The sequence below is a fragment of the Halomonas llamarensis genome, assembly GCF_023555005.1.
GTDB lineage: Bacteria > Pseudomonadota > Gammaproteobacteria > Pseudomonadales > Halomonadaceae > Vreelandella > Vreelandella llamarensis.
This window is the reverse complement of record NZ_JAMJPJ010000003.1, coordinates 100,577-125,538: the sequence shown is the minus strand read 5'-3', so window position 1 is coordinate 125,538 and position 24,962 is coordinate 100,577. Positions and strand designations below refer to the sequence as shown.

Here is a 24,962-nt window from a genome sequence, read left to right as displayed (position 1 = left end):
CGTCAATTGATTAGGCTTTCGCTTAAGATGATACGCGCAAGCGGCTCATTCATAAACTGACGAAGGCACTAACGGAAAGCGAACGGGAAAATACGTGATTTTTAGCGCTTATTTTTTCGCCATGCTATCCAGCATTTTATTCACGGCGTCTAAATGTTCCGGTTCGTTATGGCACATGCCTTGAAAGGTGGCACAGACGTCAAGAAAGCCTTTCAGCTCCATATTGGGCGCCATTTTCATCAGCCGTTTGGTCAGCCGCGTGGCTTTGGGCGGCTTCGCGGCTATACGCTCGGCATGTGCCAATGCCGCATCCATCAGCGCTTCTGGCTCGGCCACTTCTAGCACAATGCCATAGGCTTTTGCTTCTTCGGCGTCGATGATGCGGCCGGAAAGCGTAAGCTCAAACGCGCGCTGGTAACCGATCAAACGCTGCATAAACCAAGCACCGCCATCGCCGGGAATGATGCCTAGATTAAGAAATGTCTCGCCGAACTTCGCCTTGCGTGAGGCAATACGGATATCCGCCATATTGGCCAGATCAAAGCCCGCGCCAATCGCCGGGCCATTCACCGCCGCGATGATCGGTACCTCTACGTCTTGCAATGCTAGCGGTATGCGTTGAATACCACGGCGGTAGCGCTCGGCCACTTCAGCAGCATTGCCAGCAAAATCACCCCCGCGGTTGGCCATGTCTTTAACGTTTCCACCGGCAGAGAACGCGGAACCCGAGCCAGTAATCAAGAGTACTGATACGTCGTCGCAGCGGTTGACCCATTCGGCCACCGCCACAATATCGTCAACCAGCGCCGTCCCGGTTAAGGCGTTACGTACATCGTGGCGGTTTAGGGTTAACGTCGCGATGCGATGCTCTAACGTCAACGTGGCATCTTGTAGCGTCGGTAGTGTCATTAGGACTCCTTAACAATAATTCGCGCGTCCACCACGGCGTAACCATCGGGGTAGGCAATCACCGGGTTGAGATCGAGTTCAGCAATCTGCGGGTAAGCTTCAACGATACGCGATACGCTGAGCAGAAGCTCAACAAGTGCCTCTTTATCAATTGCTGATGCCCCGCGCACGCCTTCAAAGAGTTTCTTCGCTTTGATTTGCTCCACCATTGAGGCGGCATCATGATGGCTAAGGGGTATAGCGCGGAAAGCCACATCTTCAAGAATCTCGACAAATACGCCGCCAAGGCCAAACATCAACACCGAGCCGAAAATCGGGTCCCGTATCATACCGATGATCACCTCAACGCCCTTTTGCGCCATGGGCGTTATCAATACGCCCTCAATATCGGCGTTGGCATCATAGGCCCGCGCTGACGCCATGATCTGATCAAAGCCATTCTGCAATGCTGCTTCACCCGCCAGATTGAGCTTCACGCCACCCGCATCGGATTTATGCAAAATATCTTTCGATACCACCTTCATCGCCAACGGCTGAGCGCCAAACTCACAGGCAATGTCGCCAAGCTCGTCGGCACGGCGAACGACGTGCTCGACCGGTACGCGAATACCGTGCTCTGCCAGCAGCATTTTTGCTTCAAACTCTAAAAAATCACGCCTCTGAGCTTGCGCCTGGATAAATAACGCTCGACCCTTTTCCGTGGGCAGCGCCTGCTTTTGAGGCATCAATGTAGCGCATTGCGCTAGATACTCACCACGCTCACCGAGTGCTGCCAGTACTCGCACGGCATGCTCGATTGAGGTATAAACCGGCAGGCCCGCTTCATGTAAGCGCCGAAGTGCAGGCGGTTTGACCGGCGCATAAAGGCTGTAAACCACCAGCGGTTTTGCCGTTTTCTTTGAGAGATCCACCATCGCCTCGGCGCCGCGCATCTCGTCACCCAGCAGTGACTCGGCAAAGCGCAAGCTGTAGCCGCCGAACATCCCAACGAGAAAAATACTGTCGACATTATCGTCGGCGGCGACAATCTCCATGCACGTTGCCAGCAGTGACGGGTTGGCATCCGATGTGCCCGCAACGTCCACAGGGTTGGTGGTCGACGCCTGCGGGAACAGAATATCGCGCAGTTTGTTACGCGTATCATCCGAGAGCTCGGCAAGCGTTAGCCCGGCTTCGACTAAGCGGTCGGAGGCAATCGTGGCCTGCCCCCCACCATCGGCGATCACCGCCACCCGCTTGCCGCGCGCTTTTTGTAAAAGGCCCAAGCCTTCGGCCACCGGGAGAATTTCATCGGAGTACTGCACCACGCTCACGCCAGACTGACGCAGCAGGTCTACCGTCATTTGATAGCTGCCCGCCAGTGCCCCAGTATGCGAGCTAGCAGCCTTTTGCCCCTGCTCAGTGGCGCCCGATTTGTACACCACCACCGGTTTCATCGCCGTCACATCGCGGGCAACCTGCAGGAACTTGCGTCCATCGCGAAAGCCTTCCACATAAAGCGTGGCCACACGAGTGTGCTCATCCTCGCCGAGATAGCGCAGATAATCATTAAAGCCGATATCGCTCTGGTTTCCCGGGCCAATATAAGTGCTAAAGCCGACTTGGCCGTTATGCTGCGCCTCCAATGCCAGCGACAACAGCATATTGCCCGACTGCGAGACAATACCGATATCGCCTGGCTTGACGTTATTCAGCGCAAGTAAGTTCACTCGGTGATGCAGGTTGAACATCCCCGAGGTATTCGGGCCAATAATGCGCACGCCATGAGCGCACGCCTTGGCCATCATTTCCTGCTCAAGGCTTGCACCCGCCTCCCCCGTTTCGCCAAAGCCGCTGGCGAGAATCACCGCGCCTTTGATGCCACGGCGGCCGCACTCGGCTACCAACTCCGGCACGGTCGACGCTGGCGTACAAATCAGCGCAAGCGCTGGATTCCCTGGAATCTCCATCACCGATGGCCAGGCTTTCACCCCTAAAATTTTATCGGCCTTGAGGTTAACGGGGTAAATCTCGCCTTGGTAACCGTCCTTGATTAGCCCCACCATGGCTTTATAGCCGCGTTTGGTTGGGTCAGCAGACGCCCCCACCACGGCAATACCGGTGGGCGCTAGAATATCGTGAAGCGGGCTACGCAGGGGAAGGTGGCCTTCAATCGGATTCATGCCTAAACCTTTAACTTTTGCTATACAGCGAGGATGTATTGAGTCGATAAAAACAAACAGGGTTAACGGCCTTGGAAGTTCGGCATTCGCTTTTGTGCAAAAGCATCCACGCCCTCCTGCCAGTCATCCGTGGCCGAGCAGGTGAAAATGGCGTCTAACTCTTGCTGAAGATGACTCTCGACATCGTTCGCGCTACTAACATTTACCAACCGCTTGAGCATGGCCATCGACACCGGTGCCTGCTTGGCGAGCTTTGCGCCGAGCGCATGGGCTTCGGCAAGCAGCTGATCCTGCGGGTAAGCGGCCAGAGCCATTGAAATACGCGCTGCTTCTGTGCCGGTAATTTTCTCACCGGTGAACAGCAGCCGACGCGCCTGCGTGAGCCCGACCATTTGTGGTAAAACCTTCGAGACGCCACCGCCTACGCAGGTACCAATACTCGTCTCGGGAAAACCGATCTGTGCGTTTTCAGCCATCACAATAAAGTCACAGGCCACCGCTATTTCTGCCCCAGCACCCAAGGCGTAACCATTGACCGCGGCCACCACGGGCTTTTTCAGCCGATAAATCGCTTCACACACATCGTTGCCCAACTGTAAATACTGGCGGCGCTGATAAAGTGTGCGCGCAGCGCCGCCATGCGCTTTCATATCAGCGCCAACGCAAAATGCTCGTCCCTCGCCGGTTAACACCACGGCACGCACATTTTCCGCCCGCTCAGCCAAGGCGAGTGCATTAAGCAGCTCGGTATAAAGTACTTCCACCACCGCATTGAGCCGGTGCGGGCGATTAAAGCGAATTTCGAGCACCTGCTCATGCAAACAAACCAGCAGCGTTTCATAGGGTGGTATCGCATCGGCTGTCAGCGTAAGGCGAGATGGGACGTGTGAGAGGTCGTGAATCGGCATAAAGGTAGTAAAAGGCCCGCAATGAATCGTTAAGCATGAATGGACGTTGCAAAGAAGCCAACGTGCTTTTCAAAACATTTGTATCAAAAATAACTTTTTTGAATACGTTTGTATTATTCGCATCGTATTCCAGGACATCATGCTTAGTCAATACATATGTATCGTTACTATACATCAGCGAAACAAATGTGCCACCCCCCCCCCTCCACGCTCGATACAGCGCTGCCTTCCGTGCTGGTCGTAGGTTACAATGCCCCACTTTTTCGCATGCTGCCGAGGATTGAGGAGCCATGTATGTCAAACCCTACTCAGCATGACCCAGCAGAGTCCCTGTCCGATACGACACGCTCTGTACGCCCAGATGAGATTAATCAACAGCTGGCAGAGGCTTACCCAGACCTTAGCCCTCAGCTAAAGCTGGCTGCAGGTTATGTTCTAGATCACCCACTCGATATTGCCTTTCAATCGATTCGTAAATCCGCCGCCGCCGCAAAAGTGACTCCCTCTACGCTTGTCCGCCTGGCCAAAAGACTCGGGTTTGAAAGCTACGAACTTTTTCGCGAAGTGTTCCAGTCGGCGGTGCAGGCAGGGCCTGTTGAGTTTTCCGGGCGTGCCAGCCAGTTACGTAACTTAGCCAGTCACACCGATGACCAAGTGTTTCTCGATGTGGGTGATGCCGCGTTCTATAATATCGGTCGTCTATTTACCGCTGATAATCAATCACGCGTTCGCGAGGCCGCCCAGATGATTCTAGGGGCACGACAAGTGGCAGTGGTTGGGTTTCGCGATACCTTTGCATGCGCCTACCACTTTGCTTATGTAGGGCGCATCGCCATACCGGATATCCATCTCATTCGCGGCTTAGAAGGCGGGCTTTTGACCGAGCTTGACCGTTTTGATGAGGACGATGTGGTGGTCGTTTTCGGCTTTGAACCTTACTGTGCCGAAACGGTTAAAGCGCTAGACGTCACCCGTGCTAACGGGGTAAAAGCCATCGTGGTGACGGACACTATGCGATCCCCTCTGGTGCCGGGCGCGCAAATCACGTTCAACGTCGCCAATGCGACCCCTCACTTCTTCCCCTCGATTCTATCAGCGATTACGCTGATCGAAGCGATTTTGGCGGAATGTGTCGCCTTCGGCCCTAACGATTTGGTCGACAACGTTTCGACATTTGAGCAACGCATGCGCCACATGGGTGCCTATGTCGACGTGGACTAGCGGTGATGCAAGCACACTTGTGCTACGCTTCCCAGTACTGGTTGCCTCGCTGCTTAACTTAGCCTAAGAATAGCCTGTTCGCCCACCGCCCCCGCCTTGCGAGGGCGGTTTTGCGTTTTAGGGCAACTCTATTAGGGTAATAACACGGTTGATCCGGTAGTCTTACGGTTTTGCAAGGCATCCTGCGCCTTGCCTGCTTCCGCGAGTGGGTAGCGGTTGGTCACGTCGATATGGATCTTGCCACTCTCGAGCATGGCAAAGAAATCTTCGCACATCATCTCAAGGCGCTCACGGGTATCCGCGTAACCGTTCAAACTGGGGCGGGTAACAAAAAGCGAGCCTTTCTTATTAAGAATGCCGATATTCACGCCATCGACAGGTCCGGACGCGTTGCCAAAGCTGACCATCAAGGCACGCGGTTTCAGGCAGTCCAGCGACATTTCCCAGGTATCTTTACCCACCGAGTCGTAAACGACGTCGCACATCTCACCGTTGGTTAGCTCGCGCACGCGCTCCACGACATCCTCTTCGGTATAGTTGATAGTCGCCCAGGCGCCGTTTTTTTCCGCCAATGCGGCTTTCTCGGCGGAGCTGACCGTGCCAATCAGCTTTATGCCTAACGCCTTAGCCCACTGACAGGCAATCGAGCCAACGCCGCCGGCCGCGGCATGAAACAAAATGGTTTCGCCGCCCTTGAGTTCATAGGTTTGGCGCAGCAAATACTGCACAGTTAGGCCTTTCAGCATACTGGCCGCCGCGGTTTCAAAATCAACAAAATCGGGCAGTGTAACGACTTTGGCGGCGGGGAGCGTATGGTGCTCGGCGTATGCCCCCAGCGGGCCTTGGGCGTAAGCTACCCTGTCGCCTTCTTTCAGATGGGTCACGCCCTCGCCCACCGCATCCACCACACCAGCGCCTTCGGTGCCTAAACCCGAGGGCATAGCGGGCGCAGGGTAAAGCCCGGTGCGAAAATAAATATCGATAAAATTAAGGCCAATCGCCTTATTGGCAATACGGACTTCGCCAGCCGCTGGCGCATCTGGGCTTGCTTCGACCAGTTCAAGCACTTCTGAACCGCCGGTTTGAGTAAACTGAATCCGTTGAGACATACAGGTGGAGCTCCTTTTTTATTGGGAAGTATTGCACGCTAACGCTGTCGAGACGGCTGCGCAACGCGGCGGTAACAATGCGCATGATAAACTCCGGCTATATTGATCGCCGACGGCTAATGGAACGTTCATGATGCACCCAGAAATCTCACTGCCCGCCTTAATTACTCACCGCGGTTATTCGTCTGCGGCGCCGGAAAACACCCTGGCCGCCGTTAAAGCTGCGCATGATATAGGTGCGCGCTGGGTAGAGCTTGACGTGCAACTTCTTGGCGATGGCACAGCGGTTATTTGGCACGACAAAGACGTTACGCGCTGCTCGGATGGGCAGGGAGATATAAGCCGTTTAAGCTGGTCGCAAGCCTGCCAGCTTGACGTGGGCAGTTGGTTTGGCGATACCTTTCGCGGAGAGCGTATGGCCAGTTTGAAATCCATGTTGGCGCTTTTAGACACGCTCACCATGGGAGTTAATATAGAGCTTAAAGTCAACCAAGGCCGTGACGGCGAAGCACTGGTCGACCGCGTCATTCCCCTATTGATGTCAGCACTATCGCCCGAACGGTTGCTTGTTTCATCGTTTGATATTCAAGCGCTGAAACGCTGCCGCCAACACGCCAATGCACAGGAACTCGCATTGGGCGCACTCTTTCGTGCACTACCTGCCAACTGGCGATCTCAGTGCGAGGCCATCGACGCTTATAGCGTGCATTGCCACTGGCCACGGTTGTCACGCCATCACGCCAACGCGGTACGCGTCGCGGGTTACCAACTCCTTTGCTACACCGTCAACGACCCAAGTGCGTTTCACCCGTACTGGGCATGGGGTGTTTCAAGCGCGTTTACGGATGACCCGGCGACGTTTCAGCGCTACCTAAATAGCCAACAAGATAAGGCAAATCGATGAAATATACTGGCGCTAACGTTAGCTTCATCTACATGGTGGCGAGTTTCTCGTCGTCTAATACGCCGGACATACGCACCATCGCCATGGCAACATCGAGGCTTTCGACCTCTTCCACCATGAGCAGCTCGTTATTCAGTCGCACCGGCTGCCCGGCCTTTTGCGACAGCAGCGTTTCCAGTGCGACTACGTCGTTGACATCTTTTAGGCGCTCAACGTCAAGTGAGGCCGAGTCACGGCTAGGGAGATAGATGGTTCCGTTTGAGAAATCGACGGCATAGGCGATTACCCCCGGTACAATAAAGAACAGCAAGCCAACACCGTTGGCAATGGCCACGACCGGATCCACATTGCCGCTCATCTGCCCTTTACGCTCAGGATAGAAAAGCGTCCCGCAGCCACTTAATGCCACCACACAGGTGGCAACAACTGCGCCTTTTAACCAGCGATACCGCGCTTGCATAGCTCTTCCTCATCAAGGCAAAACGGTTTTCAAAACAGTTTCTAAAACAGATTTTACCAATACGCTTAAAAACACCAACATACTAGCACAGCCTAACAGACGTTTGAGTTTTGCCGCTGTCAACGCTTCGCCGTACAATGTCGGCACTTGTTCGTTGCCAGCTTACATCGGCAAGCCCACCGATCACGGCTTCACATCCACTGCTAAGAATATCAAGGGATACCTAACCCCATGCGCGCCAGCCAATTACTCATTGCTACTCTTAAAGAAACCCCGGCCGATGCAGAAGTGATCAGCCACCAGCTGATGCTGCGTGCAGGGATGATCCGTCGCTTAACCTCAGGGCTGTACACTTGGCTGCCACTGGGACTGCGCACATTGCGTAAAGTCGAAACCATCGTGCGCGAAGAGATGGATCGCGCCGGTGCCCAGGAAGTACTAATGCCGGCAGTGCAACCCGCCGAGCTGTGGCAGGAGTCTGGCCGCTGGGACAAGTACGGTGACCTGCTGCTGCGACTCAAGGATCGTCATGACCGCGACTACTGCGTCGGCCCCACCCACGAGGAAGTGATCACCGACTTGGTGCGCAAAGAGATCGCTAGCTACAAGCAGCTCCCGGCCAACTTCTACCAGATCCAGACCAAGTTCCGCGATGAGACCCGTCCACGTTTCGGCGTGATGCGCTCGCGCGAATTCATCATGAAGGACGCCTACTCATTCGATGTCGACCAGGCTGGGCTTAAGCGTTCGTACCAGGTGATGTATGACGCCTACATGCGGATATTCACCCGGTTAGGGCTCGACTTTCGCGCCGTCGAAGCTGACAACGGCGACATCGGCGGGACCGGTTCCCATGAGTTTCAGGTGCTGGCCGATTCTGGAGAAGACGCTATTGTCTTCTCGACCGAGTCCGACTACGCCGCTAACATCGAGAAAGCCGAGGCACTTGCCGCGCCTCTAGGCAGCAACGCAGAGCGCGCCGCCCCCAGCGAAGAACTTCGCCTTGTCGATACACCGGATGCCAAAACCATCGCCACCTTGGTTGAACAGTTCAAGCTGCCGATTGAAAAAACCGTAAAAACACTGATGGTACATGCCGCGGAAGGCGGCTTGATTGCGCTTCTGGTACGTGGCGATCACGAGCTAAACGACGTGAAAGCGGAAAACCATCCTGACGTGGCCGCGCCGCTGACCATGGCATCTGAAGAAGAAATTCGCGCCGCGGTAGGCGCAGGTCCTGGCTCACTTGGCCCGGTGAACCTCGACATGCCGATTATCATCGATCGCAGCGTGGCGCTAATGAGCGACTTTGGCGCAGGCGCTAACACCGATGGCAAGCACCACTTCGGCATCAACTGGGAGCGCGACGCCGCGCTGCCGGAAGTGGCAGACCTTCGCAACGTGGTCGAAGGCGACCCCTCACCCGACGGCAAGGGCAAGCTTGCGATTAAACGCGGCATCGAAGTCGGCCACGTTTTCCAGCTGGGGCAAAAATACTCTGAATCGATGAACGCCACGGTTCTTGGCGATAACGGCAAAACCAGCCACCCGTGGATGGGCTGCTACGGTATTGGCGTAACCCGTGTGGTCGCCGCCGCCATAGAGCAGAATCACGACGAAGCAGGCATCATCTGGCCCAACGCCATCGCACCGTTCCATGTCGCCCTGGTGCCGATGAACGCACACAAATCACAGCGCGTACGCGAAGAATCTGAACGTCTTTACCAAACGTTAACCGCCGCCGGGCTCGACGTTCTCTTAGACGACCGCGATACCCGCCCTGGCGTTAAGTTTGCCGATCTAGAGCTGATGGGCGTTCCACACCGTATCGTGATTGGTGATCGCGGCCTGGATAACGGCGAGCTAGAGTACAAAGGCCGCCGCGATACCGACGTCACGATGATTCCTGCTGAGCAAGTGAGCGACTTTCTGCGTGAAAAAGCCGGGCTTGCACAAGCGTAATAGCCTATGGCTTTTGCTTGCGGCGTGTGGGCTCATAAGCCTAGCGCCGCAAGCGTCTGAGCCAGCCAGCAAGACAGCACTTCGCCCCACGTTCGAAGCTGCGTCTGAATCACATATCAACACCGACCAACAGCAAAAAAAGCGCTGGGTTGAACGCATGGCACCTGCCTTAACCCGCTTCATCGCTGACGCTGCCAAACGCGATCGTTTACTGCGCCGTATCTACCTGGAAGCCAGATTAGCCGATTTACCACCGACCTTAGTGCTGGCACTCATTCAAGTTGAAAGTGGCTTTGATGCCAACGCCATCTCATCTGCCGGTGCCGTTGGACTCATGCAGATTATGCCGTTCTGGATTGATGAGCTCGGCGTGCCTGCCGATGATCTTAAAGACCCACGGCGCAATTTACGCTACGGTTGCACTATCTTGGCACACTATTTAGCCGTTGAAAGGGGCGATTTTACCCGAGCGCTTGCGCGCTATAACGGAAGCCTTGGAGAGACGTGGTATCCCGAACGGGTGCTTCAGGAATGGCGAAAAAACTGGCGCTAGGGTGCCTTATTGTTAATTTTATTTTGATTTATCTACGATAACCGTTAATTCGAAAACCTGACTTTTGGGCATTTATATTACATTATTAGGAACAATTTTTTCCTATTCAGGTATTACTCCATGCGCTCACCGTTTACGGATTTACGCTCAAGCTTCCATGCCTTGCCACTTGTATGTCTGACGGCTCTGCTCAGCTTAAATGTTGAAGCAGCGACGGTTAACGTGACCGACTTAGCGGGCAATCCCTTAGAAAATGCGGTAGTAGAAGTCTATTTCGAACCGGCGCCAACACCGGAAGATCCATCTCATAACGTCGTCCAACGCAACGCAACGTTTCACCCTCGCGTTCTTACCGTGCCTACCGGAAGCCATGTCGCCTTTCCTAACGAAGACACTACGCGACATCATGTCTTCTCTTTTTCACCGGCTAAAACCTTTGATTTGGAGCTTTACCTAAACGAAACGCCGCCACCGATTCATTTCGACCAAGCCGGTGTTGTGGTGTTGGGCTGTAATATCCATGATCATATGCAAGCATTTATCGTTGTGAGCGATGCGCCTTACGCTGCCCTGACCGATAGCGAAGGTAGGCTGACACTGCCCGCATTACCTGAAGGAAGTCACCGTATGCGGGTGTGGCACAGTCGTATGGATGATAGCCAAACCGTATGGTGGGAAGGTGATATTAGCGATTCGGAGAACGTGGCCGTTAGCCTAGAGTTAAACGCCATGCCGCCACAGCCGCCTGAACCTTCTCCGTTGCAGCAGCGATTCCAAGAAGCCACCCAAAGCCATTAAGCACAGACGCTGCCCATTAAGAGGTATTTATGCGCTTTCGCACGCGCTTGTTGCTAGTGCTGCTGACCGTTGTGATCATTTCTCAACTTGCCACAGGCGTTGCGTTTTTGCGCGCCACGCAAAACGATGCACTGGCAAAAGGCAGCCAGCGGCTTGAGGTAGGGGCGCGTGTGCTTCAGCAGCTGCTCGACGGTCGTGGCGAACAGTTGCGTAATAACGTCGCAATTTTGGCAGATGACTTCGGCTTTAAAAGTGCGGTAGCCACTAAAGACACGGCCACACTGTATTCCGTACTTGCCAATCACGGCGACCGCGCCAAAGCTAACATGGTCATGCTCAGCGACCTGGATGGAAACGTGCTGGCCAGCAGTCACCATGCCCAGGACAGCGCGGTGCCTTTTCCTGAACTTTTTGAACGCGCCCAGCAAAATGGTCATGGCGTTGGCGTGGTGATTGCCGAAGGTAAGCCCTACGAATTTGTCCTGATGCCGGTTCGCGCTCCCAATCTCATAGGCTGGGTGGGCATGGGCTTTTTACTTGACGAAGACGTTACCCAGGAAATCAATACGCTGACCGGATTAGATATCAGTATCGTGACCTACCATGCCAGCGGCCAAGTGAGTTATGTGGCGAGTTCCCACCAAGAGCAGATTGCCATGAGCCTGATGAACGACCAGGGCAACAGGCTAATGGAAGGAGGCTATACCACCCGCAGTCAGATGTCAGACGATGATAACTACCTCTCCTACGCATCCATCTTGCTTGATAACGACCGTTATCAATCGTTTGCCTTATTGCAGCTATCGCGGAATGAACTGCTGGGTGCCTACAGCAACCTAATGTGGCAACTATTCGGTATTGTCGTACTGATGCTGCTACTTACCACAGCGGCGGCCATGTGGAGTGCTCGCAGCATCAGTAAGCCGCTTATCGCCCTCGCCAAGGCGGCCCAACGTATTGGCCAAGGCGAACGAATGGCACATATTCCCGAAGGGGCTTCCGTCAAAGAAACTCGCTTACTGGCCAGTACGCTGCTTTCTATGCAGGAAGATATTGACCGGCGCGAAGCCACGCTGCGCCACCAGTCACGCCACGACCTATTAACCGATCTTCCCAACCGCATTAGCGCACTGGAAGATATTCACCATGTCATCCAGCAACAACAACCGTTCACGTTGCTGCGTATTACCGTTAATGACTTGCGCGATATTAAAGACACCTTTGGCTATGCGCTGGGAGATCAATTGCTGGTCACGCTGGCCCAGCGAATGCAACAACTGCCTGACCCCGTCAAGAAAGCCTACCGCCTGGATGGTGATGAACTGGTCCTATTGATCGAACAGCCACATTGTGAACCCGCTACCCGGGTGAAACTGATGGCCATGCTGAGCCAACCGATAGAACTGGCTAAATCCCCCATTACACCGTCGCTCTCTGCTGGCGAAGTTAACTATCCGGCTCACGGCGACAACCCACAACTGCTGCTGCGGCGTTCGGATATCGCCCTCGATAAAGCCCGCCGTCAACGCTTAAGCCATGAAAGGTACGTGGAAGGCCAAGATGAACAGCATCTGCGTCAGCTAACGCTGATTCGCGATTTGCAGGAAGCCGTCAATAAAAACGAGCTATGGATGGCCTACCAACCCAAGGTGGATACCCGCACCGGGCGAGTATGCCAGTTTGAGGCACTCATGCGCTGGCGGCACCCGACCTTGGGGTTTGTGCCACCGGATGAATTTATTGGCTTAGCTGAACGCTCGGGCAACATCGCGATGCTTAGTCACTGGATGCTCGGCCATGTTTGCCAACAGATTCACCTATGGAAAACGCAGGGGCACCACTTGTCGGTAGCGATTAACTTATCGGCAAGCGATGTGACCGACCCAACGCTACCCCAGCGGCTAAATAAGCTGTTTAGCCACTACAACCTAACTCCCGACCAGCTAGCCCTAGAAGTCACCGAAAGCGACGTCATGCAGGATGCCGATGCGGCGACAGAAACGCTGCTTGATCTTAGCTGGCTGGGATTAAAAATTTCCGTTGATGATTATGGCACCGGCTATTCGTCGCTGGCGCAAATTAAGCGCTTGCCCGTTGATGAACTAAAGATCGATAAATCTTTTGTGCTCAAGCTCGATACTCAAGAAGAAGACCTCACGATTGTGCGCTCCACCATTGAAATGGGGCACAATTTGGACCTAAAAATTGTGGCCGAAGGCGTTGAAAATAGCGCCAGCGCTGAACTACTAAGCCGTCTGCACTGCGATTACCTGCAGGGCTATTGGATAGCAAAACCGATGCCCGCCGATGCCGTTACTTCATGGCTTGCTGACTTTAAACCCCTGCTGCTGTCTGGCAGCACCACAACCAACAAATAACAGCATAACTAATGTATAACTTTATAAATAACGTACAGAGTACCGCTATGTCCCGACACCTTTTCTCCAAACGATGCCTCGCGTTCACAGCCTGCTTAGCACTTATCGCTCTACTGACGGCGGCCCCAAGCGTCGCAGGCAGCCGAATTTTAGGCACCGGTGCAGTGAGCGCCATTGAAGGCGCGGCTGGCGGCGGGCTCTCTCCCTGGGCAGTGCTCACCAGCACCGCCAGTGAAAGCGAGTTAGGCGTTACCGCCTCGGCCACACGAGCACGGCTCGATGATTACCGGCTAAGCGTTATCGGCACAAGCGTTAACATTCATGACCGAATGGAATTCTCTATCGCGCGCCAAACCTTTGAACTGACGACACTGGGCGGCGAAATTGAGCAGGATATTTACGGTGGTAAAGCGCGCCTGTTTGGCGATGTGCTGTACCACCCGCTGGGTATTTGGAGCGTCGGCGTACTGCACAAGCGCTTGGTCGATGGCACGGTGCCAACGGCACTGGGTGCCGATGACACCCGTGGTACCGACGCTTATATAAGCGCCAGCAAACTGCTGTTCAACGCCTTTTTGGGCCGTAACGTACTGGTTAACGGCACACTGCGTAACACGTCGGCTAACCAGGGCGGGCTCTTGGGGTTTGGTGGCGACCAGGGAGGCCGTGACTGGGTGGCGGAAGGCAGCGTAGGCGTCTTTATTACGCCCAACTGGATTGTAGGCACCGAGTACCGCCAAAAACCAGATAACTTAAGCGTGGCCCAGGAAGACGATTGGCAAAGTCTCTATAGCGCTTACTTCTTTAATAAGCATGTATCGCTTACCGGTGCGTGGCTGGACCTCGGTGACATTGCCGGGCTGCCCTCCCAGCGCGGCGGGTATGTGTCCCTTCAAGCGGCTTTTTAAGTTGCTTATTTCTGGGTTACGAAAAAGGAACTACCATGCGATTAACCGACATCAGCGCCCGTCACTTAATGCTTACATGCGTGCTAGTGAGCGCATGGTCTCTGTCGGGTTGCGCTCAGCGTCACGATACCTCCACGCTTTACGCACGCATGGGTGGCCAAGCCACTATTGACGCCGTGGTGGAAAACCTGCTCTACCGAATTGCCGATGATGACGAAGTGGTGAGCTACTTTACCAACACCAATATCGACCTCTTTGCCACCTCGTTTGCCACACAGCTGTGCGATATTAGCGACGGCCCCTGCCGTTACGAGGGGCCACCGATGGACCGAGCCCACCAAACCATGGGGATAACCGACGCGCATTTTAACCGTGTTGTCGCGTATTTAGATGCAGCGATGCAGGAAGAAGGCGTGCCGCTTTCTGCCCGCAATGACATGCTAGGCCGCCTAGCGCCGCTTTATGAGGAGATCATGCGCTTGCAGTAAGCATTCATTATCAAGTAGAGCTTTTTCTTTTTAACATACAAAAAAAATGCCGACCCAAACGGGTCGGCAACTGGAAGCTTACCTATTACAGCAAGCCTCCTCCCCTGACGACTGGTTGCTAATAACAAAACTTACTTCTTACGTTTGCTATCACGAACGATAAAACCGATCCATCCCGCCATAAAAACAATCATTAATCCGACGGTGACCAAACCAAAGATAACAGTGCCATCCCAATACATGTGCTTGCTCCCCCGCCGTGATGTGATGGCTTCATAGTAGTCACGAATGCGGGGAAGAAAACTGATCTACGTCAATTTTGCTGACACCAAAGCAGGCACGAACGAAACAATTTGATATGGGTCACTTTTCTATTAACGGCCGAAGCTTCTTTTATCAACATCGGACGTTATAGCACCTTGCGATCTTCTACCTTGGCATGATCGGTACCCGGCGGTAGCGGGTGTCCTTTTGCCAACTCGGCCCGGGTGGCTTCGCGCACATCTAATAGGCTCACCTGATAGTGAAGCGTTCGGCCTGCCAGCGGATGGTTGGTATCCACGGTCACCTGATCCCCGTCTACGCTAACCACAGTAACAATTTGTGGCCCCGCCTCGCCTTCGGTTTGAAAACAGCTGCCGGGCTGTAAGTCAGCGTTACCAAACGAAGCGCGGCCCACCTGCTGCACCAACGACTCGTTGCGAACGCCATACGCATCGGCTGGCATTAGCGTTACGCCAAGTTCAGCACCCGCCTTTTGGCCCTCCAGCGCGCGCTCAAGCCCTGGCACGATGTTATGGTGGCCGTGCAAATACTCCAGCGGCTTATTGCGTGCCTTGGAATCGTCAAGTACCCGCTTGCCATCGCTGAGCACATCGCTTAACACATAGTGCAACGTCACCACCTGATGCGCCGTAATCGACATGGAAAACTCCTCTCCGGTAAGCTATCGGCGTTTAAATTTTCACCGAGCAGTTTACCACCTGCCCTAGACAACGTCTTTCCAGGAGACCTTATTGATGCCTACCCCGACTCCCCAGCATAGCTGGCGGGCTGCCCTGGCGATTTATTGGCAAGCGCCGGTGCTCACCATGCTGTTTTTAGGGTTTTCCGCAGGCCTGCCGTTTTTGCTGGTGTTCTCAACGCTGTCAGCTTGGCTACGCAGTGACGGGGTGGAGGTCGCGGCGATTGGTTTTTTCGCCTGGATCGGGATGCTTTACTCGATCAAGTTTTTCTGGGCCCCGGTCGTTGATCGATTAGCCCTTCCTGTTCTGACACGCGCCTTCGGGCAGCGCAGGGGCTGGATGCTACTTGCACAGGCAATGATTGCAGGGGGGCTTATTGGGCTTGCCGGGCTTGAACCGGTGGGAAATCTGGGGTGGGTCGCCACATTCTCGCTGTTGGTGGCGTTTGGTTCAGCAACACAAGATATTGCGATTGATGCCTTTCGCATCGAATCCGCCGATGACAATGTACAAGCCGCCATGGCGTCGACGTATATCATCGGTTACCGGGGTGGGCTCATGGCCGCCGGTGCTGGCGCGTTATTTGTCGCCTCAGCCATTTCGTGGGATGTGGCGTATTTAACCATGGCGGCGTTAGTGGGCATTGGTGTCATCACGGTGTTGCTGCGCCCGGAACCGGCGCGTACCACCCTGAGCATTCAATTAATCCATGAGCCGAAAGTACGCGCTTTTTTGCGCGCTAGCCGCGGTAAACCAAAAACGTTCAGGCGCTTGGGTGCCTGGGGCATCGGCGCGATTGTTTGCCCCTTCACTGACTTTTTTACCCGCTATGGCGTCAAGGCACTCTGGGTGCTGGTATTCATTGCCGTGTTTCGCATTAGTGATTTAGCGATGGCGTCGATGGCAAACCCGTTGTACATCGATTTGGGGTTTTCACTTGGCACCATTGCCAGTGTTACCAATATCTTTGGGATTGCCATGAGCATTGGCGGTGGCATTTTGGGCGGCTTACTGGTCGCACGCTATGGCATTGGCCCGCTGTTAATCTTCGGGGCGACGATTGTAATGCTCACCAACCTGTTGTTTGTCATGCTGGCGTTGATGGGAGATCAGTTGCCTATGCTGGTACTCACCATTATCGGCGATAACCTCGCTAATGGCTTGGCCAGCGCGGTGTTTATCGCGTTTCTTTCGAGTCTCACGTCACGGGCTTATACCGCCACGCAGTATGCCCTTTTTTCATCTCTCATGACGCTACCAGGTAAGTTTTTGAGCGGCTTTGGGGGGCTTGTGGTTACCTCACACGGGTATGCAAGCTTCTTTGTGGTGGCAGCCCTATTGGGCCTTCCCGCGGTGGCCTTAGCCACCTGGGTAAACCGGGATGCTCAGTTAGTACCGCCGCCGCATAAATCTGACGCATAAAGCAAGGTAAAAATCAGACAGCATTACCAGTGCGCCAACAGCCACTTAAGCGCACCGGTTGAAGCGCGCCACTGGTCACGCATCAACGTGCGATACTGCCAGGCCTCTTCTCGGCTACCCGGTTTGATATCGCTATCCCCAGTGGGCAGCGCCGAACGAGGGTTTTCCGCGCACAACATATCAATCGCGTAACGGTTATGCTGCTTCACCATCTGCAGCGCCGCATCAGCTTCTTCATAACGTGCTAGCCGATAAAGCGCGAGCGCTCGCCCGAGCAGAATATTCAGCGGCATCGAGCCATCGTCATTGTTCTCTTCTGCTAGCGCTAGGGCGTCTTCGTTACGCTCGTCACGCAGCAACTGATCAAGTACGAGTTCACGCAGCCCCAGGCTATCCTCACGATTAATGGCCAACAGCTCTTCGGCGAGCTCCCGAGAGTGTTGACGCGCGCCGCGCTCCATCCCGACCACCAGCGCAAGGCCCGTACGCAGTAAAATAGCGTTATCCGCGTCATCCCAGCACAGATTCCCGCCGCCCTCGGCACGAGCTTGCTGCAGCCAACGCGAAAACCTTACCGCCAACGGCTCCAATAGGCTGGGCGCCATCCAGGGAAGGCTGCCAAAGCGGCTGGTTAACGCCAACGTGAGGTCCTGCACGACTTGGGGAGCATCCAGCCACTCGGGGTGCGCGCAAAGCGTCGACATCCACTCCACCGCATTACCCCAAGGGTCATCGCGAAAGCCAAGCGCTACGTCTTCATCTACCAACACCTGAAACTGCTCATGCCAGGCGGCAAAGAGCGTGGCCTCACGGGCGCTGACGTGATAATGCAAGCGGTCACTCTCTGGCGCCACGCGAACATCCAGCTTAGGTGCCGTCGGCAGGGCCGCTAACAGGGATTGCAAACCAATCAGCGGCGTGGCGAGATCTTCTTCAGCACTGAGTAGCTGATCCGCCAGCGTGGCGCCTGGGTTATTCGCCAGCGCAGCGAGAAAGTCGAGCTGGTCTTCATCCAGCTCGCCTTGGCGCACCAAGCGTCGATACCAGAAATTAGCCCGCTCTTTGGCCTCATTCTCGTGGCCTTCATGGAGCAGCAACATCGCTTCGATATAAGCCAGTGTTGGAGAATCCGGCAGCGCCTGCTGGGCCCGCACAAAGGCGGCCCGGGCACTGTCGAGATCATCGCTATCCAAGTGCATCAAGCACAGACGCTCAAGCGCCACACCGCGCAGAAACAACGGCCCCCGTTCTAGTACCTCGTCGAGAAGCTCGGCACGCTTGCGGGTAAACCCCCGCTCTTGATAGATATCGAGCAAAATTTCAAAGGCGGGCTCGGCCTGTTCCGGCAGGCGCGACCAATCGCTGCCGTCGAACAGCGATTCCAAAATCTGCATGGCACGGCCCGACTGCCCGCTTTCTGCGGCAATCAACCCCGCTTCCAGAAGTGCCTGAGCCGGCGCGCGCTGGCTCGCCAATGCGGCTTTTAGCGTGGCGCCCTTCCATTCGCGCAGCGACAGCATCCACATCATTTGTTCAGGGATCTCTGTCGGAAAATCAACGCGGTAGCAGCACTCTTTATACTTGCGCCCGGAATCGCACCAGCAAGGCTCGTTGCGCGCCGGTGTTGCCAGCGATTCACAAGCAAAGTCTAAGCGCACAAGTGGCGTCTGCGACCATAAAATGGGCGCCAATGCCTGAGCGGTGGCGGTGTCGCCGTTAAAGTAATCGGCGCCCTCGGCCCGCACCCAGATCATGAAATCGGGATAGTGCTCTTTTTGCCTAATCGCCGAGAGTGCCCCAGAAGCAAATCCCAGCAGCTGATCGACCCATACCGCCAGCATTGCCGTCTCCATACGGTGGTAAAAGGGCCGCAGTTTAGCATGTTGAGATAGGCTTACGCAGCGGTACCTTTTGCCAGACGTCTTACTCGGCACCGTTTAAGCTGGCTGACGCGCCCATGCAAGAAGCGGCTGCGTGCGCGCATGCATATCAAGCCGGGCACCAAGGCGAACCAAGTTCCAATAGTGGCCATTAAGCGCCCGCGAAAGCAAAAGCGTATCGGCAGGCGGCTGCAATCGGTCCATAGCGGCCCACACTTTGGGCGTTAGCTCGCGCAGGCGACGGTGCACCCGGACGTCGCTGAAGTCCTGCTCGCCTGGCGCAAACAGCGGCGCAACACATTCGGCGGACTCTTTATACAGCGAAAGCGGCGCGCCTTGGCCTTGGCGGCCCCCCATTTTAAGAAGCGCTTCGTCCATCGCCATGGGTTCTTTGGCAAGCGTCGCATCCAAGAGCTGCATCATCGCCTTCAAGCGTACCTCTGGCACCGGGATGACCGAACCAAAGTCGTAAATCACTAGCCGCCCGTGCTCATCAGCAGCGAAGTTACCCGAATGGGGGTCAGCATGCAGCTCGCCGTAGGTAAACAGTTCCTCGGTGATCCAATCCGCCAGGGCAACGGCAATACCTTGGCGAGTCGCATCATCAACGCTCTCTAGCTCGCGCAGCGGGGTGCCATCGACAAATTGCATCGCCAGCACATGCTGGCCGGAGAGCGCCAATAAGGGTTCGGGGATGACCAGGCGCGGATTATCCTGGTAGCGTTCGCGGTAGCGCAGCATCGCGCTAGCCTCAGTGTGGTAGTCGAGTTCCTCACGCAAACCTACCGCCAGCTCTTCAAAAAGCGCATCCAGCCGGGCTTGGGGCACTTTAAACCAGCGACCTAAGCGCATAATGCGCTTGACCTGCTTCAGGTCACTTTCCAGCACCTCGGCTAGGCCAGGATACTGCACTTTCAACACAACCGTGTCGCCGGCAACGGTTACTGCACGGTGCACTTGACCCATCGAGGCACTGGCGAAGGGACGCTCTTCAACCTGGCTAAAGTGCTGATCAATATCCCCGTACTGCATCACCAGAGCTTCGCGAATACGCGGCCAAGGCATCGGCTCTGCCTGGCGTTGCAGGCGCGCAAGTTCATCCGCCAGGTCTGGCGGCAGCAGGTCATCCCACTGGGACATGATCTGCGCCAGTTTCATCGCCGGGCCTTTAAGCTCGGAGAGGCCTTCAAACAACGCCTCGCCTAGCGAGCGCCAATCCGCTTGGCCGCCTAAACGCGTTTTAAGCAGCGCACCGCCAGTTCGGGCGCCTAAGCCCATTAGGCGTCGTGTTCTACCGCGATCTCGCATGATATTACCTCCTTAAAAGCCACTCATGCAGCTTAACGAAGGTTCGTAATTTATACAAAACTTATACGTAAAAATCGCACAATACACCTATCGACCTCTGCTACTATGAGCGCTATTCAGGCTACCGAGTAACGCGGCTTTCACCATGCGCTTAATTATCGCTGAAAAACCCAGCCTCGCGCGGGCCATCGCCGACGCCCTCCCCGGCAATACTCAGCGTCAAGAAGGGGCGATTACGTGCGGTGATACCACCGTGACCTGGTGCTTGGGGCACCTGCTGGAACAGGCCCCGCCCGATGCCTACGATCCCGCCGATAAACAGTGGCGGCTGGATCGGCTACCTATTGTGCCCCAGCAGTGGAAACTGATGCCCCGCTCCAAAGCACGCGGGCAACTCAGGGTGATTGGTAAGCTGATCAAGCAAGCGAAAGAGGTAGTGCACGCAGGCGACCCTGATCGCGAGGGCCAATTGCTGGTACAAGAAGTGATCGAGCACATGAAATATCGCGGGCCGGTGCAGCGATTGTTAATCAGCGATTTAAATCGCCCCGCCGTTAGCCGCGCACTGGCCGTGATGAAAAGTAATACTGCCTATCAGCCCCTTTTCCGCGCGGCAGAGGCACGCGCCCGTGCTGACTGGCTGTACGGCATCAACCTTACCCGCGCCTGGACGCTCACCGGCCGTCAAGCCGGGTTCGATGGTGTGCTTTCCATCGGCCGCGTGCAAACGCCAGTGCTGGGGCTGATTGTGCGTCGCGACAACGCTATCCGCGACTTTGTACCTCATCCGTTCTACCCACTGTGGGTCGATTTAAAGGTCGCACAAGGACAACTACGTGCTTGGTGGGCACCCAAAGAACACCAGCCGCTGGACGATCAAGGCCGTTTGATTGACCGCGCACCCGCCGACGAACTGGCGGCTCAATTGCCCAGTGCCAATGGCTCGCTAACCCAGCTTGATCAACAAGAGAAACGCCAAGCGCCGCCGCTGCCCTACTCGCTATCCGCACTACAGGTTGACGCCGCCCGCCGTCATGGGCTTTCCGCGCAGATGGTGCTAGATATTTGCCAGCGACTTTACGAGCAACACAAGCTGATTACCTATCCGCGCTCAGACTGCCGCTACCTGCCCGAAGAACACCGACCGCTTGCCCAGCGCAGCTTGAGCGGCGCCTGCCAAAACGACGACACCCTTCAGCAGTGGCTTAATGGCGCGGACTTTGACCTGCACTCCAAGGCCTGGAACGACAAGCAGGTAGGTGCCCACCACGCCATCGCGCCCAGCGGCAAACCGGCGGATTTCAGCCAGCTTTCCGACACCGAAGGTCATGTGTTTCGGCTTATCGTCCGCAATGTGATGGCACAGTTTTACCGTCCGCTGCGTACCTTTGAAGTAAAAGCTGAATTTACCTTGCTTGCCGAGACCTTCCGCGCTCGCGGCCAAAGTATTCTCGACCCCGGCTGGAAACCGCTATTCACCACCCGCGATGAAAGCCCGCCGCTGCCGCCGCTTATCCAAGGGGAAGCCTGCCAAGCGCTTGGTGCAGGCGTTGAGGAAAAGGAAACCCGCCCACCAGAGCCCTTCACCGATGCCAGCCTGATCAAAGCAATGATGAACATTGGCCGCTACGTCGATGACCCCGCCGTGCGCCGCACCCTGCGCGACACCGACGGCCTGGGTACCGAAGCCACCCGCGCTGGCATCATTGAAACCCTGGTGCAGCGCGGCTACCTGGTGCGCAAACAAAAGGCCCTGCGCGCCACTCAGCTCGGCAGCGCCCTGATCGCCGCCTTACCCAGCGCCGTGAGTACACCCGAACGCACTGCATTATGGGAGCAGCGTCTGCGCGCCATTGCCGAACAACACGACGACGCGAACGCCTTTCAGCAAGCGTTGCTAGAAGATTTACGCGGCTTACTCACCCACAGCAACGCGGCCAAATTAAAACAGAGCCTGCAAACCGCGCAAGGCGAAGCCAGTAGTCCGGCAAAGCGCTCAAGTAAGCCGATAAAGCGCAGAGGAAAGGTGAAACGCAAACCTGCCAAGCAAGGCTGATGCGTGGCAGCAGATATCAACAAGTGGTGACAGTTTGTTTGATACTGACTCTGCCCTATCCCCCTAGCGCAACTCCAACCCCTTTTCCGCCAGCACAGCGACCAGCTTCGCCTGAGCGAGTCCCTGGCGCAGGGTATCAGCCAGTACCCTTCCAGAGTATTTCTTCCCTTTGCGCTTAGTGACTGAGCGTTGCCAAAAACTGCCCGTTCCCGACGGGTACTGTGCAGGTAGTAACATCAGCATCTGCCGACACCAATGCCATAAAAGCCGCCATTTCATCGGCATGAGAGGCGGCGTTATCGACGACAAGAAGCCCGCCCTTTCGCAGTACCCGTTTAATAGTGGGCCACCAGTGCACGTATTCCGAGCGCTTAGCGTCGAGGAAAATCAAGTCAACATTAGCGTCGGGCCTGTTTTCAATCAGACCGCCCGCCTCCCCGCAGAGCTGGGTGATCACCTCAGAAAGACCCGAGCGCTCAACGTTTTTGGCCGCTAGTTCAAGCTTGAACTCGGATTGCTCAATTGTCGTAACGTGCCCACCGATCTTTTGTGCCCCCTGAGCCAGCCACAAGGTGGAATACCCGTTGGAGGTGCCAATCTCCAGGATACGCTGCGCGTTGGTTGACTGAACCAGTACTGACAGAAACTCCCCGGTATCGCGGGTAATATTCAGCATTCGCCTAGGACGGTTAGCAATAGCGGCGTCGTTTTCCTGACCAAATTGCTCTAATTCGACTAACAGTGCTTGTAATGCCTCGCTCGACCCGGAAGGCGAGCAGCCGCTTCCTTGAGGTTTTTTAGCCATCCCAGGCCTCCTTTACGTTTGGCTGTTAAGCGTTAAAGCTCAAGTGCATGGCCATGGAAACCCATGTATCGCCATGCAGAAACACACAGTTTTAGCTTAACGCACCTGATAATCTTTGCCAGATTGATTGGCCTTTGGCGTCTGCAGCCAAAAAAATGTCGGTTATTGCTCTTCAAACTACCCGAAAGCAGGTAGCGAGGCTTAAAGTTATTCTTTTCGTTCAGGAAGATAAACATCTTAGCGAGCCCATTTATTCGGCCGCACCACTTACCTGATTCACCTTACCGGCTAAAACACCAAGCAAAAAAACCGCCACCGTCAGCCATATAGCTGACGGTGGCGGTGGCGGTGGCGGTGGCGTTAATAATCCCGCGAAATTTAGACGTAGAAATCCAAGTCTTCCTGAGCTTTCAACAGATCGCGCATTTTGATCGGATCGTCACCAAAGAAGAAAATCAAGCCCCAATGCGTGCCGAAGGCCGACCGGTCAGGCACGGTTTCTTCTGCCGGTGCAACCAATTCGTGCGATTCAAAATAGGGGTGATCAACGCATTCCTTGGGCATTTCCAGTTTGCTGACAACACGACGGCGTGGATACACACCGAAGCAGCCCGCATAACCTTTCGCATCGACCACTTCACGGGGGAAGAAATCAGCCACTTCCTCTTTCGTGCTTTTAGGATCAAACACCAACATTGACGCTTGATAGGCGTTAAATCCATAAGCCCGCTCGATCAGCTCGAACGCCTTAAACCCGGGCGGACGATAAGCAACTTCGCCAAAGTACATTTCGCCATCAGCCGTCACAAAATACTCGGGGTGAATCAGGCCAAACTTGATATCGAACGTTTTGATCAGCAATTCGATCTGTTTGGTAATCGCGTTGCGCCAGCTCTCCAATTCCTTGGTAGCGGGCACGAATACCGAATAGCCCAGGGTGACGTATTCCGAGATATTGAGGAACTGAATTTTGCCATCGTGGACCCAAGCCTCAACAGCAAACTCCCAGCCATCCAAGTGACTTTCCATCAGCAAGGGATATTCTTCGTCCGGAATATGTTCAATTTCTTCCAACGTGCGAATCATCCGATGGCCGAGACAACCGGCTTTATCAAATGCCTTGACGTGAATCGGGTCATCCGGGTCACCGTCAAGCTTGAGCAGCGTCTGGTTGACACGCTTCATGAAGCGGACGATATCTTCTTTCTCGTGCGCCTCCTCAAAGATCCCCACACGGATGCCACCAAGCTGGGCACGGCGTTTCATTAGCGCCTTATCGCGGAAGAGAATGGACTGCCCGTACATACGAGGGCTATCGAGAAGAACGGAGTTGATCGCACCGGACCACTCAACGGTTTCCTCGAATAGCGGTATGGCGACATCAACGCCTTCTTCTTTCAGTCTTTCAGCAATTTCCATGGAACGGTCGTTCAGTCGAACGAAGTCCCATGCAATAAAAGGGATTTTGTTGGCAGTACAGAAATCGGCTGCCCATTCCGGGGCCACCACGATATAGCGACGGTCAAACTTCTGTGCTGCCTTAATGGCATTCACGCTCCAGCCAAGCAGAGCGATATAGCCTTTGTTTGGATCTTTGGGTGTCTCTGTACCTTTAACTGAATCCAATTCCGGATCACGCCAAGCTGCTACTTCTTCAGGCATTTTCTTTTCAGATGATATCGACATTCGCAGTTCTCCTTGCGGGTTGACTCAGACTGGTTGCGCCGGAAACAAAATATGATCAGCAAACTGAACTGCCGTCAGTA

Annotated in this window: 21 protein-coding genes; 10 read left to right on the top strand and 11 right to left on the bottom strand. The window is 55.0% G+C overall.

All coding sequences use genetic code 11. The features are described 5' to 3' along the window. Positions 1-108: 108 nt before the first annotated feature. The 3 genes from M8006_RS03645 to M8006_RS03635 form a co-directional block, all read right to left on the bottom strand. A complete protein-coding gene (locus tag M8006_RS03645) occupies positions 109-909 on the bottom strand; it encodes an enoyl-CoA hydratase-related protein (RefSeq protein WP_250080101.1) in 801 nt (266 codons plus the stop codon). Next, positions 909-3,071 carry an acetate--CoA ligase family protein gene (locus tag M8006_RS03640; RefSeq protein WP_250080100.1) on the bottom strand — a complete coding sequence of 721 codons (2,163 nt, stop codon included), beginning with the start codon at positions 3,069-3,071 and terminating at the stop codon, positions 909-911. Before M8006_RS03640 ends, M8006_RS03645 begins: the two co-directional genes overlap by 1 nt. 62 nt (positions 3,072-3,133) lie before the next feature. Then, positions 3,134-3,979, bottom strand: coding sequence for an enoyl-CoA hydratase/isomerase family protein (locus M8006_RS03635; protein ID WP_250080099.1), 846 nt, complete (start codon positions 3,977-3,979; stop codon positions 3,134-3,136). A gap of 294 nt (positions 3,980-4,273) precedes the next feature. On the opposite strand from M8006_RS03635, the gene M8006_RS03630 reads away from it, so the two are divergent. Then, positions 4,274-5,200 carry a MurR/RpiR family transcriptional regulator gene (locus M8006_RS03630; protein WP_250080098.1) on the top strand — a complete coding sequence of 309 codons (927 nt, stop codon included), beginning with the start codon at positions 4,274-4,276 and terminating at the stop codon, positions 5,198-5,200. Between the two features lie 131 nt (positions 5,201-5,331). Here the strand turns inward: M8006_RS03630 and M8006_RS03625 are convergent, their stop codons facing one another. Further along, positions 5,332-6,309 (bottom strand): NADPH:quinone reductase, encoded by a 978-nt coding sequence (locus M8006_RS03625; protein ID WP_250080097.1) that lies wholly within the window; start codon positions 6,307-6,309, stop codon positions 5,332-5,334. Between the two features lie 130 nt (positions 6,310-6,439). On the opposite strand from M8006_RS03625, the gene M8006_RS03620 reads away from it, so the two are divergent. Next, entirely contained in the window at positions 6,440-7,213 is a 774-nt protein-coding gene (locus tag M8006_RS03620; RefSeq protein ID WP_250080096.1) for a glycerophosphodiester phosphodiesterase family protein, read from the top strand. 28 nt (positions 7,214-7,241) lie between these two features. On the opposite strand, the gene M8006_RS03615 is transcribed toward M8006_RS03620, so the two are convergent. Beyond that, complete coding sequence (locus M8006_RS03615) at positions 7,242-7,673, bottom strand: hypothetical protein (RefSeq protein WP_250080095.1); 432 nt, start codon at positions 7,671-7,673, stop codon at positions 7,242-7,244. Positions 7,674-7,904: 231 nt separating this feature from the next. Here M8006_RS03615 and M8006_RS03610 point away from each other — a divergent pair, with 231 nt between their 5' ends. From M8006_RS03610 to M8006_RS03585, 6 genes are all read left to right on the top strand, one after another. Next, complete coding sequence (locus M8006_RS03610; RefSeq protein ID WP_250080094.1) at positions 7,905-9,635, top strand: proline--tRNA ligase; 1,731 nt, start codon at positions 7,905-7,907, stop codon at positions 9,633-9,635. Continuing rightward, the gene (locus M8006_RS03605; protein WP_250080093.1) at positions 9,607-10,188 is read left to right on the top strand and encodes a lytic transglycosylase domain-containing protein; all 582 of its coding nucleotides are present in this window, start codon (positions 9,607-9,609) and stop codon (positions 10,186-10,188) included. The genes M8006_RS03610 and M8006_RS03605 overlap by 29 nt, the downstream gene beginning before the upstream one ends. A gap of 120 nt (positions 10,189-10,308) precedes the next feature. Further along, positions 10,309-10,986: a cupredoxin domain-containing protein gene (locus tag M8006_RS03600; protein ID WP_250080092.1), complete on the top strand. Its 678-nt coding sequence runs from the start codon at positions 10,309-10,311 to the stop codon at positions 10,984-10,986. A 29-nt stretch (positions 10,987-11,015) separates the two neighbouring features. Beyond that, entirely contained in the window at positions 11,016-13,364 is a 2,349-nt protein-coding gene (locus M8006_RS03595) for a putative bifunctional diguanylate cyclase/phosphodiesterase (RefSeq protein WP_250080091.1), read from the top strand. Between the two features lie 164 nt (positions 13,365-13,528). After that, complete coding sequence (locus tag M8006_RS03590; protein ID WP_250080090.1) at positions 13,529-14,272, top strand: DUF3034 family protein; 744 nt, start codon at positions 13,529-13,531, stop codon at positions 14,270-14,272. Positions 14,273-14,307: 35 nt separating this feature from the next. Then, positions 14,308-14,760 (top strand): group I truncated hemoglobin, encoded by a 453-nt coding sequence (locus M8006_RS03585; RefSeq protein ID WP_250080089.1) that lies wholly within the window; start codon positions 14,308-14,310, stop codon positions 14,758-14,760. 131 nt (positions 14,761-14,891) lie between these two features. Here M8006_RS03585 and ccoM read toward each other — a convergent pair whose 3' ends face one another. Then, positions 14,892-15,002 carry a cytochrome c oxidase subunit CcoM gene (ccoM, locus tag M8006_RS18230; protein WP_347709737.1) on the bottom strand — a complete coding sequence of 37 codons (111 nt, stop codon included), beginning with the start codon at positions 15,000-15,002 and terminating at the stop codon, positions 14,892-14,894. A 167-nt stretch (positions 15,003-15,169) separates the two neighbouring features. Next, a complete protein-coding gene (locus tag M8006_RS03580; protein ID WP_250080088.1) occupies positions 15,170-15,685 on the bottom strand; it encodes an FKBP-type peptidyl-prolyl cis-trans isomerase in 516 nt (171 codons plus the stop codon). 94 nt (positions 15,686-15,779) lie between these two features. On the opposite strand from M8006_RS03580, the gene M8006_RS03575 reads away from it, so the two are divergent. Next, the gene (locus tag M8006_RS03575) at positions 15,780-17,147 is read left to right on the top strand and encodes an AmpG family muropeptide MFS transporter (RefSeq protein WP_250080087.1); all 1,368 of its coding nucleotides are present in this window, start codon (positions 15,780-15,782) and stop codon (positions 17,145-17,147) included. A 23-nt stretch (positions 17,148-17,170) separates the two neighbouring features. Here M8006_RS03575 and M8006_RS03570 read toward each other — a convergent pair whose 3' ends face one another. Then, complete coding sequence (locus tag M8006_RS03570; protein WP_250080086.1) at positions 17,171-18,988, bottom strand: SEC-C metal-binding domain-containing protein; 1,818 nt, start codon at positions 18,986-18,988, stop codon at positions 17,171-17,173. Positions 18,989-19,084: 96 nt separating this feature from the next. Then, a complete protein-coding gene (locus M8006_RS03565; protein ID WP_250080085.1) occupies positions 19,085-20,335 on the bottom strand; it encodes an ABC1 kinase family protein in 1,251 nt (416 codons plus the stop codon). Between the two features lie 145 nt (positions 20,336-20,480). Here M8006_RS03565 and M8006_RS03560 point away from each other — a divergent pair, with 145 nt between their 5' ends. After that, positions 20,481-22,391: a DNA topoisomerase 3 gene (locus tag M8006_RS03560; RefSeq protein ID WP_250080084.1), complete on the top strand. Its 1,911-nt coding sequence runs from the start codon at positions 20,481-20,483 to the stop codon at positions 22,389-22,391. Positions 22,392-22,566: 175 nt separating this feature from the next. On the opposite strand, the gene M8006_RS03555 is transcribed toward M8006_RS03560, so the two are convergent. Together M8006_RS03555 and M8006_RS03550 are read right to left on the bottom strand one after the other, a co-directional pair. Further along, positions 22,567-23,196: an O-methyltransferase gene (locus M8006_RS03555; protein ID WP_250080083.1), complete on the bottom strand. Its 630-nt coding sequence runs from the start codon at positions 23,194-23,196 to the stop codon at positions 22,567-22,569. Positions 23,197-23,574: 378 nt separating this feature from the next. Further along, positions 23,575-24,882, bottom strand: a complete 1,308-nt coding sequence (locus tag M8006_RS03550; protein ID WP_250080082.1) for an ATP-grasp domain-containing protein — start codon at positions 24,880-24,882, stop codon at positions 23,575-23,577. Positions 24,883-24,962: the final 80 nt, after the last annotated feature.

Bases quoted from the DNA above. Each gene is read 5' to 3' on its own strand.
- M8006_RS03555 (WP_250080083.1), bottom strand. From the start codon at position 23,196: ATGGCTAAAAAACCTCAAGGAAGCGGCTGCTCGCCTTCCGGGTCGAGC.
- M8006_RS03600 (WP_250080092.1), top strand. From the start codon at position 10,309: ATGCGCTCACCGTTTACGGATTTACGCTCAAGCTTCCATGCCTTGCCA.
- M8006_RS03575 (WP_250080087.1), top strand. From the start codon at position 15,780: ATGCCTACCCCGACTCCCCAGCATAGCTGGCGGGCTGCCCTGGCGATT.
- M8006_RS03635 (WP_250080099.1), bottom strand. From the start codon at position 3,979: ATGCCGATTCACGACCTCTCACACGTCCCATCTCGCCTTACGCTGACA.
- M8006_RS03615 (WP_250080095.1), bottom strand. From the start codon at position 7,673: ATGCAAGCGCGGTATCGCTGGTTAAAAGGCGCAGTTGTTGCCACCTGT.
- M8006_RS03610 (WP_250080094.1), top strand. From the start codon at position 7,905: ATGCGCGCCAGCCAATTACTCATTGCTACTCTTAAAGAAACCCCGGCC.
- M8006_RS03550 (WP_250080082.1), bottom strand. From the start codon at position 24,882: ATGTCGATATCATCTGAAAAGAAAATGCCTGAAGAAGTAGCAGCTTGG.
- M8006_RS03570 (WP_250080086.1), bottom strand. From the start codon at position 18,988: ATGCTGGCGGTATGGGTCGATCAGCTGCTGGGATTTGCTTCTGGGGCA.
- M8006_RS03640 (WP_250080100.1), bottom strand. From the start codon at position 3,071: ATGAATCCGATTGAAGGCCACCTTCCCCTGCGTAGCCCGCTTCACGAT.
- M8006_RS03585 (WP_250080089.1), top strand. From the start codon at position 14,308: ATGCGATTAACCGACATCAGCGCCCGTCACTTAATGCTTACATGCGTG.
- M8006_RS03580 (WP_250080088.1), bottom strand. From the start codon at position 15,685: ATGTCGATTACGGCGCATCAGGTGGTGACGTTGCACTATGTGTTAAGC.
- ccoM (WP_347709737.1), bottom strand. From the start codon at position 15,002: ATGTATTGGGATGGCACTGTTATCTTTGGTTTGGTCACCGTCGGATTA.
- M8006_RS03625 (WP_250080097.1), bottom strand. From the start codon at position 6,309: ATGTCTCAACGGATTCAGTTTACTCAAACCGGCGGTTCAGAAGTGCTT.
- M8006_RS03645 (WP_250080101.1), bottom strand. From the start codon at position 909: ATGACACTACCGACGCTACAAGATGCCACGTTGACGTTAGAGCATCGC.
- M8006_RS03565 (WP_250080085.1), bottom strand. From the start codon at position 20,335: ATGCGAGATCGCGGTAGAACACGACGCCTAATGGGCTTAGGCGCCCGA.
- M8006_RS03630 (WP_250080098.1), top strand. From the start codon at position 4,274: ATGTCAAACCCTACTCAGCATGACCCAGCAGAGTCCCTGTCCGATACG.
- M8006_RS03560 (WP_250080084.1), top strand. From the start codon at position 20,481: ATGCGCTTAATTATCGCTGAAAAACCCAGCCTCGCGCGGGCCATCGCC.
- M8006_RS03620 (WP_250080096.1), top strand. From the start codon at position 6,440: ATGATGCACCCAGAAATCTCACTGCCCGCCTTAATTACTCACCGCGGT.
- M8006_RS03595 (WP_250080091.1), top strand. From the start codon at position 11,016: ATGCGCTTTCGCACGCGCTTGTTGCTAGTGCTGCTGACCGTTGTGATC.